This window comes from Aquimarina sp. BL5, from assembly GCF_003443675.1.
Taxonomy (GTDB): domain Bacteria; phylum Bacteroidota; class Bacteroidia; order Flavobacteriales; family Flavobacteriaceae; genus Aquimarina.
Map to the genome: position 1 here is coordinate 3,807,303 of NZ_CP031963.1, position 17,841 is coordinate 3,825,143.

General features: G+C 31.8%; 19 protein-coding genes. 12 read left to right on the forward strand and 7 right to left on the reverse strand.

The window, feature by feature from the left end; translation table 11 throughout:
* Window positions 1–6: 6 nt before the first annotated feature.
* From D1818_RS15825 to bioA, 4 genes are all read left to right on the forward strand, one after another.
* A complete protein-coding gene (locus tag D1818_RS15825; protein WP_233558554.1) occupies window positions 7–456 on the forward strand; it encodes a KTSC domain-containing protein in 450 nt (149 codons plus the stop codon).
* Window positions 457–594: 138 nt separating this feature from the next.
* Window positions 595–1,743 carry a pyridoxal phosphate-dependent aminotransferase family protein gene (locus D1818_RS15830; RefSeq protein WP_118459953.1) on the forward strand — a complete coding sequence of 383 codons (1,149 nt, stop codon included), beginning with the start codon at window positions 595–597 and terminating at the stop codon, window positions 1,741–1,743.
* Between the two features lie 20 nt (window positions 1,744–1,763).
* On the forward strand, window positions 1,764–2,405 hold the full coding sequence (bioD, locus tag D1818_RS15835) for a dethiobiotin synthase (protein WP_118459954.1): 642 nt from the start codon (window positions 1,764–1,766) through the stop codon (window positions 2,403–2,405).
* On the forward strand, window positions 2,402–3,667 hold the full coding sequence (bioA, locus tag D1818_RS15840) for an adenosylmethionine--8-amino-7-oxononanoate transaminase (protein ID WP_118459955.1): 1,266 nt from the start codon (window positions 2,402–2,404) through the stop codon (window positions 3,665–3,667). The genes bioD and bioA overlap by 4 nt, the downstream gene beginning before the upstream one ends.
* A 102-nt stretch (window positions 3,668–3,769) precedes the next feature.
* Here the strand turns inward: bioA and D1818_RS15845 are convergent, their stop codons facing one another.
* The gene (locus tag D1818_RS15845) at window positions 3,770–4,330 is read right to left on the reverse strand and encodes a hypothetical protein (RefSeq protein ID WP_118459956.1); all 561 of its coding nucleotides are present in this window, start codon (window positions 4,328–4,330) and stop codon (window positions 3,770–3,772) included.
* 143 nt (window positions 4,331–4,473) lie between these two features.
* A complete protein-coding gene (locus tag D1818_RS15850) occupies window positions 4,474–4,920 on the reverse strand; it encodes a cytochrome c oxidase assembly factor Coa1 family protein (RefSeq protein WP_118459957.1) in 447 nt (148 codons plus the stop codon).
* 145 nt (window positions 4,921–5,065) lie between these two features.
* Here D1818_RS15850 and D1818_RS15855 point away from each other — a divergent pair, with 145 nt between their 5' ends.
* The 5 genes from D1818_RS15855 (at window position 5,066) to D1818_RS15875 (ending at window position 11,224) form a co-directional block, all read left to right on the forward strand.
* Entirely contained in the window at window positions 5,066–6,238 is a 1,173-nt protein-coding gene (locus D1818_RS15855; RefSeq protein ID WP_118463817.1) for a beta-ketoacyl synthase N-terminal-like domain-containing protein, read from the forward strand.
* A 102-nt stretch (window positions 6,239–6,340) separates the two neighbouring features.
* The gene (gene bioB / locus D1818_RS15860) at window positions 6,341–7,447 is read left to right on the forward strand and encodes a biotin synthase BioB (RefSeq protein ID WP_118459958.1); all 1,107 of its coding nucleotides are present in this window, start codon (window positions 6,341–6,343) and stop codon (window positions 7,445–7,447) included.
* A gap of 145 nt (window positions 7,448–7,592) precedes the next feature.
* Window positions 7,593–8,459, forward strand: coding sequence for a cupin-like domain-containing protein (locus D1818_RS15865; protein WP_118459959.1), 867 nt, complete (start codon window positions 7,593–7,595; stop codon window positions 8,457–8,459).
* A gap of 70 nt (window positions 8,460–8,529) precedes the next feature.
* On the forward strand, window positions 8,530–9,669 hold the full coding sequence (locus tag D1818_RS15870; protein WP_118459960.1) for an AraC family transcriptional regulator: 1,140 nt from the start codon (window positions 8,530–8,532) through the stop codon (window positions 9,667–9,669).
* 169 nt (window positions 9,670–9,838) lie between these two features.
* Window positions 9,839–11,224 (forward strand): S41 family peptidase, encoded by a 1,386-nt coding sequence (locus tag D1818_RS15875; protein ID WP_118459961.1) that lies wholly within the window; start codon window positions 9,839–9,841, stop codon window positions 11,222–11,224.
* A 60-nt stretch (window positions 11,225–11,284) separates the two neighbouring features.
* Here D1818_RS15875 and D1818_RS25395 read toward each other — a convergent pair whose 3' ends face one another.
* The 3 genes from D1818_RS25395 to D1818_RS15885 form a co-directional block, all read right to left on the reverse strand.
* The gene (locus D1818_RS25395; RefSeq protein WP_158597060.1) at window positions 11,285–11,449 is read right to left on the reverse strand and encodes a hypothetical protein; all 165 of its coding nucleotides are present in this window, start codon (window positions 11,447–11,449) and stop codon (window positions 11,285–11,287) included.
* A gap of 71 nt (window positions 11,450–11,520) precedes the next feature.
* A complete protein-coding gene (locus D1818_RS15880) occupies window positions 11,521–13,401 on the reverse strand; it encodes a M12 family metallopeptidase (RefSeq protein WP_158597061.1) in 1,881 nt (626 codons plus the stop codon).
* 161 nt (window positions 13,402–13,562) lie between these two features.
* Window positions 13,563–14,060, reverse strand: a complete 498-nt coding sequence (locus D1818_RS15885; RefSeq protein ID WP_118459963.1) for a hypothetical protein — start codon at window positions 14,058–14,060, stop codon at window positions 13,563–13,565.
* A gap of 375 nt (window positions 14,061–14,435) precedes the next feature.
* On the opposite strand from D1818_RS15885, the gene D1818_RS15890 reads away from it, so the two are divergent.
* From D1818_RS15890 to D1818_RS15900, 3 genes are all read left to right on the forward strand, one after another.
* Window positions 14,436–16,073, forward strand: a complete 1,638-nt coding sequence (locus D1818_RS15890) for a helix-turn-helix domain-containing protein (RefSeq protein ID WP_158596905.1) — start codon at window positions 14,436–14,438, stop codon at window positions 16,071–16,073.
* Window positions 16,074–16,216: 143 nt separating this feature from the next.
* Window positions 16,217–16,459, forward strand: coding sequence for a class I lanthipeptide (locus tag D1818_RS15895; RefSeq protein WP_118459965.1), 243 nt, complete (start codon window positions 16,217–16,219; stop codon window positions 16,457–16,459).
* A gap of 66 nt (window positions 16,460–16,525) precedes the next feature.
* Window positions 16,526–16,759: a class I lanthipeptide gene (locus D1818_RS15900; protein WP_118459966.1), complete on the forward strand. Its 234-nt coding sequence runs from the start codon at window positions 16,526–16,528 to the stop codon at window positions 16,757–16,759.
* 71 nt (window positions 16,760–16,830) lie between these two features.
* Here the strand turns inward: D1818_RS15900 and D1818_RS15905 are convergent, their stop codons facing one another.
* Both D1818_RS15905 and D1818_RS15910 read right to left on the reverse strand, forming a co-directional pair.
* Window positions 16,831–17,262 (reverse strand): regulatory protein RecX, encoded by a 432-nt coding sequence (locus tag D1818_RS15905; RefSeq protein ID WP_233558505.1) that lies wholly within the window; start codon window positions 17,260–17,262, stop codon window positions 16,831–16,833.
* 76 nt (window positions 17,263–17,338) lie between these two features.
* On the reverse strand, window positions 17,339–17,779 hold the full coding sequence (locus D1818_RS15910; protein ID WP_118459968.1) for a hypothetical protein: 441 nt from the start codon (window positions 17,777–17,779) through the stop codon (window positions 17,339–17,341).
* Between the last annotated feature and the right edge of the window lie 62 nt (window positions 17,780–17,841).

The following is a 17,841-nucleotide window of genomic DNA, read 5'->3' on the forward strand; positions in this document are numbered from 1 at the left end:
TATCTCATTGAGACATATAAGAATACAAAGGTCTTTATAAGTAAAAGCGGCTATTTTAAAATTAAAACACTAAAAACTACCTATAGAAATTTAGTAAAAGAGTGGCATCCAGATAAATTTCTTGAAGGAAATCCAATGCGTGAAGAGGCAGAAGAAAAAAGTCGAAAAATCATAGATGGATATCATTTTTTGGTAAGCATAGCACCAGAAACAAAAGCAGCTAATCAAGAAGCATATAATAAAACTTTAGCGGAATCAGGTATAGCAGATTTTCAGCACAAAGAATTGTTGTTAGAGGTTTCATTTTTAGACGGTACTACGTATGAATATTTCGGAGTTCCTAAGAATGTATATGTGAAATTAATTAATTCTGATAGGCAATTTAGATTTGCAAAAAGAAGTATTTTTAACTCTTACTTATATAGGAAATCAAAGAAAGATTTGATAATTGCTTAGTACACGAAAAACGATATATAAAGTTGTAATTATAACGTTATATTTTAGAAAAGCATTAGCAGTTTTTTCGTTCTATTATGAAGATAGTAAGTGAATCTAAATTATCTGGGTTAAATAGTATTATGTATTTTTGTCATTATGCAAAGCTTCCCAAAAAAACTTCAAAAAAAGCTCACGGATAGAGAACAAAGTAGTGCACTTCGTAAATTGGGTAGAACTAATAATCTTGTTGATTTCCAATCAAATGATTATTTAGGCTTTGCTTCTTGTAAAACAATTTTTGATACATCACATAAGGCATTAGAAGTAAAAGGAAGTTTTCAAAACGGTGCTACTGGTTCTCGTTTGCTATCTGGAAATCATCAATTATATACAGAAACCGAAACAATCCTTACCGAGTTTCATAATGCGGAATCAGCATTGATTTTTAATTCAGGTTATGATGCTAACATAGGTTTTTTTTCATCAGTACCACAAAGAGGAGATATTATCTTGTATGATGAGCTTATTCATGCTTCGATACGAGATGGAATTACGATGAGCAATGCTAAATCGTATAAGTTTCTTCATAATGACTTAGCGGATCTTAGCCGTCACATTGAGCGAAGTCGGAATGTAGATGCCGTTAATCAAGAAGTGTATATAGTTACCGAGTCAGTCTTTTCCATGGATGGAGATATTCCTGATTTAATAGCTTTTGCTAAATTATGTAAAGAAAACAAGTGCCATTTTATAGTAGATGAAGCTCACGCTACGGGAGTTTTTGGTACTAAAGGGACCGGTTTAATTCAGGAATTGGGGCTAGAAGATAGTGTATTTGCCAGGATACATACTTTTGGAAAAGCATTGGGTTGCCATGGGTCAGTAATTTTAGGATCGTCTGAATTGAAAAGTTATTTGGTGAATTTTGCCAGAAGTTTTATATACACAACAGGCTTACCACCTCATTCACTTGTGGTTATTGAAGCAGCCTATGAAGAATTGAGAACTACTATAGAAATTGAAAGACTAAGAAGTAATATCCGTTTTTTTAATCAGAAATTAGAGTCAACTAATTTAAAATCACTTTTTATAAAAAGTAATTCTTCGATCCATTGTTGCGTAATTTCGGGTAATGAGAAAGTAAAAGCGGTAGCATTACATCTTCAAGAAAATGGATTTAATGTAAAACCTATCCTCTCTCCTACTGTTTCTGAAGGAAAGGAACGTTTGCGTTTTTGTTTACATTCTTATAATACAAAAGAAGAAATAGCAGAAGTTCTAGAGTTGTTAGCTACCTTTGTTTAAAATTAAAAAGACACATTATCATGTCTGACAGGGCTATCACAAATTCGAAAAAAATATTTATCACAGGAATAGGAACGGATGTAGGCAAAACAGTAGCTTCGGCAATTGTTGTTGAGGCGTTACAAGCTGATTATTTTAAACCCGTTCAGGCAGGAGATTTATCATGTTCTGATACTGATAAAGTAAAGGAATTGGTGAGTAATACTAATTCCAAATTTCACTCCAATAGTTATGCGTTAGAAACACCAATGAGTCCTCACGCGGCGGCTGAGATTGATGGAACTACAATCAATATCGATACCATTAAGGTTCCAAAAACGAAGAACGATATCGTTATTGAAGGAGCAGGAGGATTATTGGTTCCACTAAATGAAGAAGATACTATTTTAGATCTTATTAACTCTGATTATAAAGTGATCGTAGTTTCTAGACATTATTTGGGAAGTATTAATCACACATTGATGACAATAAAGTTATTACAAGAGAAAGGATTTGATCCAGCGATTATTTTTAGTGGAGATGAACATGTAACTACAGAGGATATTATCAAAAAAATGACTAAAGCTAGGGTTATCGGTAGAATCGATGATGAACCTTACTTTGATACGATGGTGATTAAGGAATATGCAGATTTGTTCAGATATAGATTAGAGGAATTATGAGTCTAAAAGAAAGAGATAAAAAACATCTTTGGCATCCGCTTACACAACACAAAATTCATCCAGATGCTTTACCTATAGTAAAGGCTGAAGGAGCCTTGTTATTTGATGATGATGGAAAAGAATATATAGACGGAATTGCTTCTTGGTATACGGCTATGTACGGACATTGTAATCCTTACATCATAGAAAAGGTAAATGAGCAAATGCGGAATCTGGATCAGATTGTTTTCGCCGGATTTACACATGAACCGGCGATTCATCTTTCTGAGGAATTGATCAAAATATTACCTCAGAATCAAGAAAAAATCTTCTTCTCTGATAATGGATCTACAGCAAATGAGGTGGGAATTAAAATGGCGCTGCAGTATCATTTTAATAAAGGTGAAAAGAGAAATACGATTATTGCTTTTAATGATGGTTTCCATGGTGATACTTTTGGAGCCATGTCTGCATCTGGATTGTCCGTGTATAATGGTCCTTTTGAAGACTTTTTTATAGATGTACAAAGAATTGCGACTCCTAATAAGGAAAATTTTGATGAGGTTATAAAGGAATTATTAAGGATCATCTCTACATATGATGTGGCTGCGTTTATTTATGAACCATTGGTCCAGGGAGCAAATGCCATGCATATGTTTGAAGCAGTTTATCTAAATGAAATCCTTCAGATTTGTGTTACAAACAATATCATTACTATTGCAGATGAGGTGATGACAGGTTTTGGTAAAACTGGAAAAAACTTTGCTTCAGAGTATATGGAAACCAAGCCGGATATTATATCTATGTCCAAGGCTTTAACAGCAGGTTTTGTTCCGATGGCTGTAACTAGTTGCACACAAGAGATATATAATGCGTTTTTGGATGATTCTATTGGTAAAGCTTTTTTTCATGCGCATACCTATTCCGCTAATCCAATAGCTTGTTCTGTGGCTATTGCAGGAATTGAACTTTTAGGATCTGAAGAGATTCAGAAAAACATTAAAACTATTATAAAATCTCATACAGATTTTGATGCCAAAATAAAGAACCACCCCAAGATAAAAACTACGCGACAAAAAGGAGTCATATATGCTTTAGATCTTGATATAGAAATGGATCGTTATGGTAAAAAAAGATATGAGATCTTTGATCATTTCATGCAACATGGAGTTTGTCTTCGTCCTTTGGGTAAAACCATCTATATATTACCACCATATGTGATAACTAAGGATCAATTGAATAAAATTTATGACACCATCCTGATGCTCTTATCTAATTTATAAATTATAATTTAACTAGTTTTACTAAGACAAAACACTTGAATTGATGCTTTTTCTGGATAACTATTTTACAATAGAAAACAGGTTAAATACCTGCTTTCTTTTTTATTCTGTTACCGAATTTTTTTTATCCAATGCTTCTTTGAATTCTTCTTTATTATCAATGTAGAAAGCTAAGGTTTTAAATTTTCTTTTAATTCCGTAAAGTCCGATTATAGTATTTTCTTTCTTTACATGGATAACTATATTATGACTTTCTAATTCACCTAACGGAGATAGTTTTCTTACAGTATCATTAAATTCAATAGGTTTTGAAGAAATCTCAATAGATTTTATGTTATTGATGTCTATTCTTGCTTCACTTAAGATTCCATATCGTAGATGAATTGTATTCTTTTCGATTGAAAAAGATCTTTTAAACATTGATTTTAAAAATCCAAAAATCTGAAACCCAGAATAGATACTTAGTGCACTTACTAACCAGGCTGCTGTAATACTCCATTTACTAAGAAGAATATTTAGCACATATGTTTCTATTGCGATTATTGGAATTAATGCAATTAAAATAGGGATGGTACCACTGTTCTTATGATAAGAGAATTCGTTATTTTGTAATTTGGTTTTTCTCCATGAGACGAAACCATAATAAAAAACAGCTATTTCCATAGCAAGTAAAATAGCTATCTTTTTAGGTAATATTTCTTTGCAAGTAATTTTTAAAGTAGAGAAAAAATCACTGTTTTCATTTTTATTAGAATTATATGATTTTAGAGCTTTTCTTACTTTTAATCATAAAACAGTCTTTTTAATTAAAAAAAATATTCATTTTTTTGACCTTCTCCCCATAATAAATCAACAGTTTCATTTGTCTCTTTAAATATAACAAATAGTTCAGTATAAGTCCAGATGTCATTTTGTTTAGTGCCTACAATGCGTATTCTTGCTTCTCCTTTTGGACCTTTAATTGGAACAGAAATGTCAGCGGAACCTTCACCGTTTTCAAATTTTAAGTCACCGCTCATAATACCATTGGTTTCTATGGGTTCTCCTAACATTTGAATTACATATTCATCCTCTTGTGCTTTTATAAGTCCATCTTGATATGGCGTCGAGTTTGTAAACGCTTGAGAGACCCCAAATATAACAGAGCCTAAGAAAACAAAGAATATGATGATTAATGTAAGACAGCCTCCTACAGGAACTACCCAAGGCCAATTTCTGCTAAACCAACTTTTTCGTGGTGTATGTTCTTCCATAATAATTTGATAAGATTCAGTTCATTATATAAGTCTGAAAATCATTGCTTTTGTTACAATTTCAGTATTTATAATTTAATCAAAAAAAACCATATTTAGTTGAACAAAATTTAACAAACCCCTACATTTGCCCAAAAATTTAGTGTTGCAAAACCCTGTATCTATAACTGGAATTTCGTCTATTTCTCCATTAGGAATTACCTCAAAGGAGATTTGGGATTTATACAAAGAATCATCACATCAGATCACCTTTGAAGATTTCATGGGGAATCAAGCTCCAGTGGCTAAGTTAAACGAAACGTCAAGACAAGAAATTGAAAAACTTAAAGAGGAGAATTCTCAGTATACCTCTTTGGATGATTCTGTTTTGTTTGCGGTTTTTGCTGCTAGAAACGCTATAAAAGATGCGAATTGGGAAGGTGAATTTAATTTTGGAATTAATGTTGGTTCTTCTAGGGGAGCAACAGGTCTTTTTGAGGAGTATCATAAAGAATTTTTAGAGACTAATCAATCTTCTACCTTGAGTTCGCCTACTACTACTTTGGGTAATGTATCTTCTTGGATTGCTCAGGATTTAAGATCTAAAGGCCCAGACATCAGTCATTCTATAACCTGTTCCACTGCTTTACATGCAGTACTAAATGGTATCGCGTGGCTTCAATCCGGTTTAAGCGATAAATTCCTAGTAGGAGGAAGTGAGGCTCCACTAACTCCTTTTACGATTGCCCAAATGAAAGCTTTGAAGATTTATGCTTCAGGTAGAAATGAAGCCTATCCTTGTCAGGCAATGAACTGGAATAAAATCAGAAATTCTATGTTTTTAGGAGAAGGAGCAGGCGTTGCTTGTTTAGAAAATGGGATTAAAGAAAATGCGTTAGCATTAATCTCTGGTATTGGATACGCTACAGAAGCATTAACACATAATATATCTATATCTACAGAGGCGGATTGTTTTCAGAGATCAATGAAAATGGCTCTAAAGACAACAGATTTAGAAGAGGTCGATGCAATAGTATTGCATGCCCCAGGAACTGTGAAGGGTGACCAAGCAGAGTATAATGCTATTAAAACTGTTTTTGGAGAGCGTATTCCAGCATTAACAACCAATAAATGGAAAATTGGTCACACATTTGGGGCTAGTGGAATTTTGAGTATGGAACTGGCTATTTTAATGATGAAACATCAAGAGTTTATACCAGTCCCTTATATAGAGCATAAAAAAATTCCCAAAAAATTGAGTAAAATTATAGTCAATGCTGTTGGATTTGGCGGAAATGCAGTTAGTATTTTATTAGAGCTGCCAGAAAAAAAGAATTAGAATAAAGATAGATTGTTATTAAAACTATCGAATTTGATAAAGCTAATTTGTGTTTTTTGATTTTAAACAATTACTTTTGAAAATTCACATACCATTAATTTTATGAGCGTTATTAGACACGATTGGACATCGCAGGAAATACTAGATATCTATAATAAACCATTAATGGAGTTGCTTTATGAAGCAGCAACAATTCATCGAGAATATCATGATCCTAATACTGTACAGGTATCTACTTTGTTATCTATTAAAACAGGTGGGTGTCCCGAAGACTGTGGGTATTGTCCACAAGCGGCAAGATATCACACAGATATTAAGGGTAATGATTTGATGAGTGTACAGCAAGTAAAAGCACAAGCATTACGTGCCAAATCTTCAGGAAGCTCTAGAGTATGTATGGGAGCAGCTTGGCGTAATGTAAAAGATGGTCCTGAGTTCGATAACGTATTAGAAATGGTACGGACAATCAATAAACTAGAAATGGAAGTTTGTTGTACCTTAGGAATGATTACAGAAAATCAGGCACAACGTCTTGCAGAAGCTGGTTTGTATGCTTATAATCATAATTTAGACACATCAGAAGAATACTATAAAGAAGTAATTTCTACCAGAGGTTACGAAGACCGTTTAGAAACAATAGATAATGTTCGTAAAACTAATGTAACTGTATGTAGCGGTGGTATTATAGGAATGGGTGAAAAATCCGAAGATCGAGCAGGAATGTTAGTGGCTTTGGCTAAATTGGATCCACAACCAGAATCGGTACCGATTAATGCACTCGTTGCTGTTGATGGTACACCAATGGAAGATCAGACGCCTGTAGAAATTTGGGATATGATTAGAATGGTTGCAACAACTAGAATTGTAATGCCGCAAACACAGGTAAGATTGTCCGCAGGAAGAACAGAAATGAGTAGAGAAGGGCAAGCAATGTGCTTTTTTGCTGGCGCAAATTCAATTTTTGCAGGAGATAAATTATTAACAACTCCTAATCCTGATGTAAATGAGGATATGGCAATGTTTAAGAAATTAGGATTAAATCCTCAAAAACCATTTGTTAAAAAGGCTCAACCTGATACGATAGAAGCAGAAGATTCTAAGTATGAAGCAAAAGGAGAAAAGCCTAAATGGTCAAGACCCGATCATACCATTGAAAAAAATGAACTTGCCAAGCAGAAAGCTAAAGAAACTGTTTATAGAGATCGATAAACAATAGTAGAAATTTTTGATAATACAAAATCTTGATATTGTTTTGCGAACTTTAAATTTAACAAACCGTGATGTTAACTATTTTTTATGCCAAATGGTATTAATCAATTTTTTAATAAGTGCCCATAATGGGCTTTCATAGTCAGTGGAATTAAATTTAGAGCAAATACCAAGAGTTGAGTCAATCACCAAAGAAGAATTTCTTAAAGAATATTTTATACCACAGAAACCAGTGGTTATTCGGAAATTAATAGAAGATTGGCCGGCATATAAGAAATGGGACCTAGAGTATATTAATAAGGTAGCTGGTGATAAAGAGGTGCCTTTATTTGATGATAGGCCGATAAATTCTGAATTTAAATTTAACGAACCACATACAAGTATGAAAATGAGCGAGTATGTGAATTTGTTAAACTCAAAGCCTACTAATTACAGAATCTTTCTATATAATTTACTAAAAGAAGTACCAAAGCTTAGGGAAGATTATAAGTACCCTAAAATCGGTTTAAGATTACTAAAAAAAATGCCTTATCTTTTTTTTGGAGGCCAGGGTTCTAAGGTGTTTATGCATTATGATATTGATTTGGGTAATATTCTTCATTTTCATTTTCATGGAGATAAACAATGTATATTATTTCCTCCATCTGAAACTAAATATTTATATAAAGTACCTCACGCGCTAATTGCACATCAGGACATTGATTTTACAAATCCCGATTTAGAAAAATGGCCTGCCCTTAAAAAAGCTAAAGGATATATAGCGAATCTTACACACGGCGAAACACTTTATATGCCAGAAGGATACTGGCATCAGATGACCTATCTCACACCAGGGTTTTCTATGAGTATTCGCGCGATGGCTACGAGATTAGGAAATATGAACAAAGCAGCATACAACATTTTCTTTATGCGGTATTTTGATAATGCTATGCGTAGGATTGGTGGTCAGAAATGGATGGATTATAAAAATGAAATAGCTATCAAGAGAACCAACAAGAGGTGTAATTTGTAAGTAGAGAAACCTTGCAACTTTTTTGATTTCTTTTTGTCTTTATAAAAAGAAGATCATATAATCTCTATGCATGGAATTTGTGAATATTATTTTGTTAATAAGTGCTTCTCAAGGATTTCTTTTTGGTTTTGCTATTTTACTTTCCCCATATTTTAAAAGCGAAACGAATAAATATTTAGGATATTCAATTTTAATTTTGGCTTTTTTAATGTTTAATGTATATCTAGATACGTTGGAGATATATCAGCAATATCCTAAACTCTTGATTTTATATGATATAGAATGGATATTTTTGTTTCCAGTTTTTTTCTTTCATTACATACTAAAATCGATAGATCATAATCTACTAGAAAACAAGAACCTTTTTCTATTATATATTCCATTTTCATTCTCTGTAATCATAAATATTGTTTTTAATCTAGAGTACGTTTATGGATGGTATATGTATTCATGGGAATATAAAGAGTTAGTTTATGGTTGGGTTTTTAATATCCAGGAGTTTGGTTATTATTCCTTTAATTTTGTGATTGCAATTTGGGCATATAGTATTCTCAAAAACAAAAAATATGTAGACCACCAAAATGGTAAATGGTTAAAAAGGTTATGTATTTGGGAGGTTGTATTAGTCGCTTCCTGGATTCTGGTTGATATTACTGATATGATTTTCGGGATAGGTTATGAAATTGGTATCTTTATAATATGTTCTGGAGCATCTTTGTTTATTTTTTGGATTGTATATAATGGAATTTATTCATTAAAACTCACGAATACGCAAAAGGGCTTTATTAGTGTTGACCATAATGATGTACATAGAAAAAAATTGGAGATTTCAGTTTCTCAACATTCATTTTCTAAGAACAATGTATATTTCCAAAAACTAGAAAGTTTATTACAAAAAGATTATATCTATCGCAACCCAAATTTGAATCAAGAAATGATTGCAGAAACTCTAAATATAAGCTCTGGTTATCTTTCCCAAATTGTAAATGACGTTACTAAAAAGAATTTTACGGCATATATTAATTCATATCGTGTAAAAGAGGTAAAAGATATGATACTCAATGAGGAGTTTGATAAATACAGCTTATTGGCAATAGGATTAGAAGCGGGTTTCAAGTCTAAAACTACATTTTATACTTCTTTTAAAAAAGAAACTGGATTAACTCCAAACCAGTTTAAAACGAATCAGAAAAAGGTGCTGATTTTTTAAATGTTCATATTTCGGAACATTGATTCTCTATTTACTGTCTAGTTTTGACTCCAATCAGAAGCTGTGTTTATCTATTTAGATTTATAGACTATTATCTTTCTTTATAACTTCATGCAACTGATTGATTTTTTAATTGTCAATAGTGATGTAATTCTTAAAACGGAATAGTATGATTTTAGATTTTTTTAAAAAGTATTTTTTAGGGTTCATTTTAGTGTTTGTAATAGGATGTCAATCCGATGATGATGCACCGATCATTATAGAAGAGACTATAAATGGATTCTGGTTAGCCGCAGATAAAGGGTATATCATTGAATTTACAGATGATCAAGATACGCTTTACGGTATAAATACTTCTGGGTGTTCAGTGCTCGATGATAATTTTGATGCAGATGAATTTGCAGGTTTTCAATTCGATCTGGTTAATGCAAATGAATTAATAGGTGTTTCAGAACTAGTAGCTTCGGATCTTACATTTACAAGATTAGAAAATCAAAACGAGTTTTGTTTGCCGGATCAGATTTTGAGGACCGAAGATCCAAAGATTAATTTTGATCACTTCTGGAATATCTTCAATGATTACTATGCTTTTTTTGAAACAAGAAATGTGGATTGGTCTCAATATGAGAGTTTGCGTGATCAGGTAACTGCTGAGAATTTTTATGAAACTATTGGTGAGTTAGTACTTTTACTAAATGATGGACATGTGATCATTGAAGATGAAGAAAATAATATTAGTATAGATGCTGGTTTGCCTAGTTTATTAGAGAGATTAAATGCAGGATTAATAGGAGATTTAACAATTGATTCAGCAGAAGATTATGATAGACTATATAATCAACGATTTGAGGTGATAACACTAAAATATTTTGGAGGAGAGTTCGAGATAGATGAAAGCGAAAATATTGCTTGGGGTATGCTAGATAGTGATATTGGATATGTGAATATTCTTGGTATGGAAGGTTATAGCGCTGATGAAAGTACAGAGTTACAGACGTTGAATACCGTTTTAGACAGAATGATGGATGATTTTGAGAATTCGGGAGTGTCTAAATTGATTATAGATACTCGTTTTAATGGAGGAGGATATGATATGGTATCTGTAGAAATAGCATCACGATTTGTAGATCAAGAACGCCTTGCTTTTTCTAAAAAAGCTAGATTAGGGGATAGCTTTACAGAAAGCACTTCTATATCTGTAACCCCTAAAGGAAATTTTCAGTTTACGGATGACATTGTATTACTAACAAGCCCATTAACTGCTAGTGCTGCAGAAATTTTCACACTTTGTATGAAAGATTTACCTTATGTAACTATCGTAGGAGATAATACAAATGGTGTTTTTTCTGATATTTTGGTTCATGTATTGCCAAATGGAGCATCCATAGGATTGTCTAACGAAGTATATAGTGATGCTCAAGGTGTAGTTTATGAAGCGATTGGAATTGGACCAAGTGAGGAGAATAGAGTTCCGTTGTTTTCCAACGATGATTTTAATGAGGAAAAGGATAGTGGAATAGATCGAGCGGTTGAATTACTAAGTAGTGGTAACTGATAGTTTTATTTGTAAAAAATAATCCCGCAATTACTGATTGCGGGATTATTAGTAAAAGAATTATACCATTTCGTAAATGCAGTAAAATCCATTACATATTCCTCTTCCGTAGTCACAATCCATTTCGGTACGACAAGTGTTTGCACCTGGACCTCCCCCACCATTGATTGTTTTTAATTCTTTACTTTTTAGTGTTTTTCCTAATTCAGAAATTTGTTTTAACATATCTTAATCTTTATTTATTCTTATTTATTAAATAATTAAATAACCTATGTTTTAAAGCATTTTTTTTTAAATTAAAGTGTTAGATGAGTATCTATTGTTGCTGAATTGTTATCACTTGTAACTTTAACCAAATCGTTTTTTCCATCTCCGTTGAAGTCTCCAGATGCCCATTTTTGGCTATTAGCATAGCCAGATTGTTTAGTTGCCCAACGTTGAATATTAAAATTGCTTCCGCTTGAAGCGTGTATATCTATACTAATATAACCACCATCATTAAAGGTTTTGGCAATATCATCTTTTCCATCATTGTTAAAATCCCCAACAATACATCTTATAGTGCTTACAAATTCTCCTTGTCTGGTAGCCCATCGTCTTATAGAAAAGCTACTTCCATTAGAAACATGAGTGTCAATACTAATATTTCCTCTATCGTTAAAGGCTTTGGCCATATCATCTTTTCCATCTCCATTAAAATCTCCAGTTATCCAATTTTGGGCATTGGCAAACCCACCTTGTCTTGTAGCCCATCGTCTTTTAGAAAAGCTACTTCCATTAGAAATATGAGTGTCTATACTAATATTACCACCATCATTAAAGGCTTTGGCCATATCATCTTTTCCATCTCCATTAAAATCTCCGGAAACCCATTTCTGATCATTAGAAAACCCACCTTGTCTTGTAGCCCATCGTTTTATAGAAAAGTTTCGTCCATTAGAGATGTGCACATCAATACTTGCATTTCCGCCATCGTTAAAGGCTTTGGCCATATCATCTTTTCCATCATTATTAAAATCTCCAACGACCCATTTTTGAGCATCCCAAAAACCACCTTGTTTGGTAGCCCAACGCTGAATAGAAAAACTACTTCCGTTAGAGATATGAATATCGATACTTGCATTTCCACCATCGTTAAACACCTTAGCATAATCTTGTCTTCCATCCCCATTAAAATCTCCAGACATCCATTTTTGAGCACTCCAAAAACCGCCTTGTCTAGTTGCCCATCTATTTACAGAAAACTTTTTAGGGTACATTTTATTAATACCTTGGATGTCACCTCTAGATAGTTCACGAGCTGTTATAAAGTATGAGCTACCATCTTTTTTTGTTATAGTAGCTTCTGATGGATCACAAAAACAGTTATCTTTTTCACCACAAGCTTTAGCAAAAAAACATGGGCCGTACATCATAAGACTATCAAAATCTAATGTTGATGTTAAATCAAGACCGTCTTGACCCCTTTGGAGGTACGTTTTAAAATTATGATCTTTTCCTGCTTTGATATTGTTATAATTGATAGTAAGGTATTCATTTCGATCAGATCTACTTTGTTCGTGCCATAATCCAATGGCATGACCGATTTCATGAATGGTATTGCCTGTAGAACATCTGTCCGAAAGGGTAATTATTTGAGGTCCTCCCTGTCGGCCAACTGGTGATGAACATCCATCACCTCTTTTAAAAAAAACAAAACTATCAAATAATACATTAGTCCCAGTGTATTTGACAAATCGTAAACTTGTATTACTTTCCCAATGAGCAATAGCATTAGTGATTCTTTCCTGATTGGGTATACTAGAATCAATGGTATAGGGTACTGTATAATTTGGCCATCTGCGATCACCATTTCTTCGTCCGGTACTTTTAGCATCATTTGTATTTTCTTGAGGAGTTATTATGATATCTCCTTCTAAAATATATTTCCCATCTATTTCTTCTACGGTAATGGTTTGATTATCATATAATACTTCTTTTAGTATTCCACTTTTACCGATATATGCAAATTCCTGTGTTACAGAACCATTTTGAATTGATGTATCTGTTGATTCTTCAGAATTTAGTTCTTCAAGAGTTTCTTCATTTTGACAACTCTGTAAAAACACAAAACTTCCAATAACTAAAAATAGTTTTGTAACTATGATTAAAGTTCTTAATGATCTAGGTTTTTTCATTTTTTTAAGTTTTAACATAATAGGAGTAATTTAAATTTTTTCCAATTCACTATGAAAACATCTTTTTCTTAAAAATGAATAAATTTAAACTACTCCATAAAAATAATGTGTTTAGTCACTGTATTAGGACTTTTCGATATTCATCTTCTGTAGTATTATTTTTATAAAGAGGTTGCATAAAGCCCTACAATATATTTTTGATATATAAAATAAGGTTCACCGTTCTCTAGAGCTACTAGATGAGGTACGACTTCGTATTGCAAAATTCCATCATTACCATAGATAGTAAGTTGTCTATCAATTTTTTCAACTTCTTTGTTGTTTATAGCATTTTCAAGTTTTTTGATTTCATCTGCATTTATCTTTCTTCCAAATCGATTTCTTACATTAAAAGTCCATCCGGTAGTAGTTCCTCCACCTCCTCCATAGTTGGGATTTCTCCATTCTTCTTTTAAAATTTTACTTAGTGCGCAGGTAATACAGCCTCCCGATTTTCCAGAGAAAGAATTAGATGAAAAGGATTGGTCATCTTCATAAAACTCCATATTATTAATGTCTTCTTGAATTTCTAAGCTTTCTAGCTCATCTGTATTACAAGAAGTGAAAAGTGATAAAAAAAATAGGACAGCCCCGATTTTTAAAAATGATAATGTTTTCATAAAAGTTTTTTGTTTTTCTACCTACTCTATTGATAAGGCTTTTCGGTATTCGCCTTTTTTATCTAATATTCGTTACTTGATTGAAACAAATGTATAGTGAGAGATGGCCTATTGACAAGTGGAGTAACGCGATATTCGGGAATATCTTCTAGATATTCTCAGAATATCGATTGTTTGTTTTTTTTATCAAAAGTTTGATTTTCAGATGTTTATTTTTTTTAAATGTGCGAATTGATAAAAACAAATAATAATATCTTTACCTACCGTTTAATAGTGTAGATAAAGGTTTAGTTTTTATTAAAATGTGTTTTATAAATGAATTATAAGAGGTTGTTCTTTAAAGTTTTTCTTTTTTTTCTATATGCTAATCATATAATGGCTTTTCAAGAATATCCCACGTCTCATAATTTAGAAGATAGTTATCAATATTTGTCAAAAGCTTTTTATGAAAACGAAAGGGATACGATAAAAGCTCAAGAATACGCCCATAAGTATCTTTTAAAGGCAAGAAAAAATAATGATACAACTAATATAATTCATGGTTTTTACTTAATGTCCTTAATCAGCGAAAGTGCTATTTCTCATAAGTATAGTGATACCATTATTTCATTTACTAAAAACAGCAATTCACCTCAATATCCAATTTATTCATATCGACAGAAGGCAGTAGTATACTTCAATGATGGAGATTTTAAAAAAGCCTTTGATTATTTTCTTAAGGTAAACGAAGAGGCGAAGAAATATGATAATATTGGTCTTCAATATTCCAGTAAAAAGAGTATTGGGATATTAAAAGGATGGATGGGAGAGAATGAAACGGCCTTGGTAAATTTAAGAGATTGTTATCCTTTTTTTTCTAAACATAAAAAGCAAGCACCAGAACAATATTTGGAGTTACTTTTTGCACTTTCAGAGTCGTATAATTTTAATAAAGTATTGGATTCTGCTTCTGTAATAAATAATTTAGGTTATAAAGAATCTTTGGAATTAGAACGTCCCTATTTTCAGAGCTATTTTATTCTGAATGAAGGAATAAACCAATTTAGTAAAGAAAAATATATAGTTGCGAAGGATAGTTTAGTAAAAGCTATTGATTTATTGAAGAAGACTCATGATTTGGCTAATCTTGGTCAAGCACATTATTACTTAGGAAAATCATATGCTGCCATTGGTATGATAGATAGTGCTATAGAAGAACATAAGTTGGTAGATGTTATTTTTCAGAAAAGTCCGCAGATAATTCCAGAGAGTAGAAAGAGTTATGAAATCTTAATCGATCATTATAAAGAAATAAATGACACAGATAATCAGCTAAAATATATTGAAAGATTACTAAGTGTAGATAGTATTTTAAATAGCAATTATAAATATTTAATTAAAAATGTAATTGAAAACTACGATACACCAAAGTTGATAGCCGAAAAACAACAGATTATAAATTCACTAGAAAAAGAAAATCGATTTTCTCTGTTTTGGATGGGATCATTAATAATCCTATGTGTAATTTTTATTTTGGTTTTAGGATATAATTATGTGAAAAATAAAAAGTATAAGAAAAGGTTTGATGAATTATATAACGCAACAAACTCCAATGAAACCCTAAATAAAAAGAATTTAATAATAGAGGGAAAAGACACAATCGGGATCGACGAAACCTTAATTAAAGCAATATTAGTTAGATTAGAAGAATTTGAATCTAAATCAGAATTCTTAAAGCGAAATATAACCACGAATAGTTTAGCCAAAAGTTTTGATACCAATTCTAAATACTTATCCAAAGTAATCAATAGGTATAAGAAGAAAAACTTTAATACATATATTAATGAACTAAGAATTGAATATGTTATAGAGAGATTAAAGACAGATAGAAAATTTAAAAAGTACTCTATACGAGCAATTGCGAACGAAATAGGCTTTAATAGTACGGAGGTGTTTTCTAAAGCATTTTATAAAAAAAATGGAATTCATCCCTCATATTTTATCAAGGAACTAGATAAAAAAGAAAAAGATTAAATAATTCGAATATTTTTAAAAATCTATAAATCAGTAAATTAAAACATGTTTTTCTGGAATATCGTCTACTACTTTATTTAAAACTATTACATAAGAAGGAATAATCTCTATGTTTGTGAAGAACATGAAAAGCATTTTAATATATGAAAGGAAAACAGGTTAAAAGGAAATTAAGTCTTGATAAATTAACTATTGCCAAATTATCCGACACGTCAATAATAAAAGGAGGTAGTACAGACCAATATAGCGATCATCAAAATCCTAATGAGCCAACTGCTACTTGTGCCTCTGTTATAACTTGTACTTCAGTAACTGGCATTGGAAGTGCTACAGTTGGAAATAGACCTACAGAAAAGCTTACTAATTGTAACTGTGGGGTATTATAAATCACGAGATATTTTGAAAGACAATACTTGTAATTATATTTAATAAAAAATAAACGTTAGAGTAGAATGAAAAAAAGAAAATTAAACGGGAGATTACAATTAGATAAGTTGACTATTGCTAAGTTATCTAATAAGAGTTTAGTTAGAGGAGGAGACGATTTAACATTGCAGGATAGCTCATTTGTTATATATTGTTTGACAAAACTCAATGATAATTGTGGTACAATAACTGTGATTGGTGCCACTACAATAGGAGATAGACCTACAGAAGGGCAAACAAAATGTAATTGTGATTTATAAACGTATAATTTTTATTTTAAATAAAACTTCAACAATTAATTTTCAGTACTAGTAAAAGATTTACTGTTTTATTAATTATTTTGAAGTTCATTAACCTTCTCAAAAACTAATTGGTTTTCCCATCCTCTATAGAGGAGGTAATCAATTAGTTTTTTTCTTTTCTTAAAGGCATTTGTTTCAGAAATAGTAGCGAATTTCTTTTCTGCGAGCTCATGAAAAGTTTCTAAATATTCGTTTTCAGGAATTTCTTTTAAAGCCATTTTAATACAGTAGGCAGAGATTTGTCTAAATTTTAATTCTCTAACGATTCTTTGCTTGCCCCATTTCTTAATTCTGAATTTTCCTCTGGCAAAACTTTTAGCAAAGCGTTCTTCATTAAGAAAATTATGTTCCAGAAGATGTAAGATGATCTTTTCTTTTGCCTCCGGAATTAGTTTCATAGAGCTTAACTTATCCTTGATATCTTTATGACAGCGTTCTTGATAAGCACAATAATGCTCCATTTTTTTTAAGGCCTCTGTAACGGTTATGGATTGTGGTGTTTTTTGATACATCGCCACAAAAATACATAATCAGGTATTATATGTTTAATAATAGCATTTTATTTGTGATCGTGTCTTTTTTAGTAACCTTATTCATTTTTAAAAAAACCTTGATTTTTTCCTGATATGGTTTTCCTTCGAAGCTTTGAAGCAGGTTTCTTCGAGTGAGTTTTTTAAGTTCCAACGGTAAATATTTTGATTTATAGTGATAGGTATTAAAAATGGACCAATCTGGTAAAAACCTATTCACTTCTTTGTAGATATGAAGAACTCCATTACTTCCGATAAATTCGCAGAAATTTCCATTGGGAAGTATGTTAAAATAAAAAGGATCAATTTCTTCAGTCTGGACTTCTGAGCTCATTATATTCTTTACCTCGTCGATGTTAAGAGGGCTATTAGCATAGTATAATAAAATCTCCATTTTATGAATAAGATCAAAGCTGTCAATTTTAGACATTCCTTCGAAGTTCTTCATAACCGTATATAACAGTTTTTGATAGTTTTTTTCCATGTCAGTACTAAATAGTTGGGTTAAAA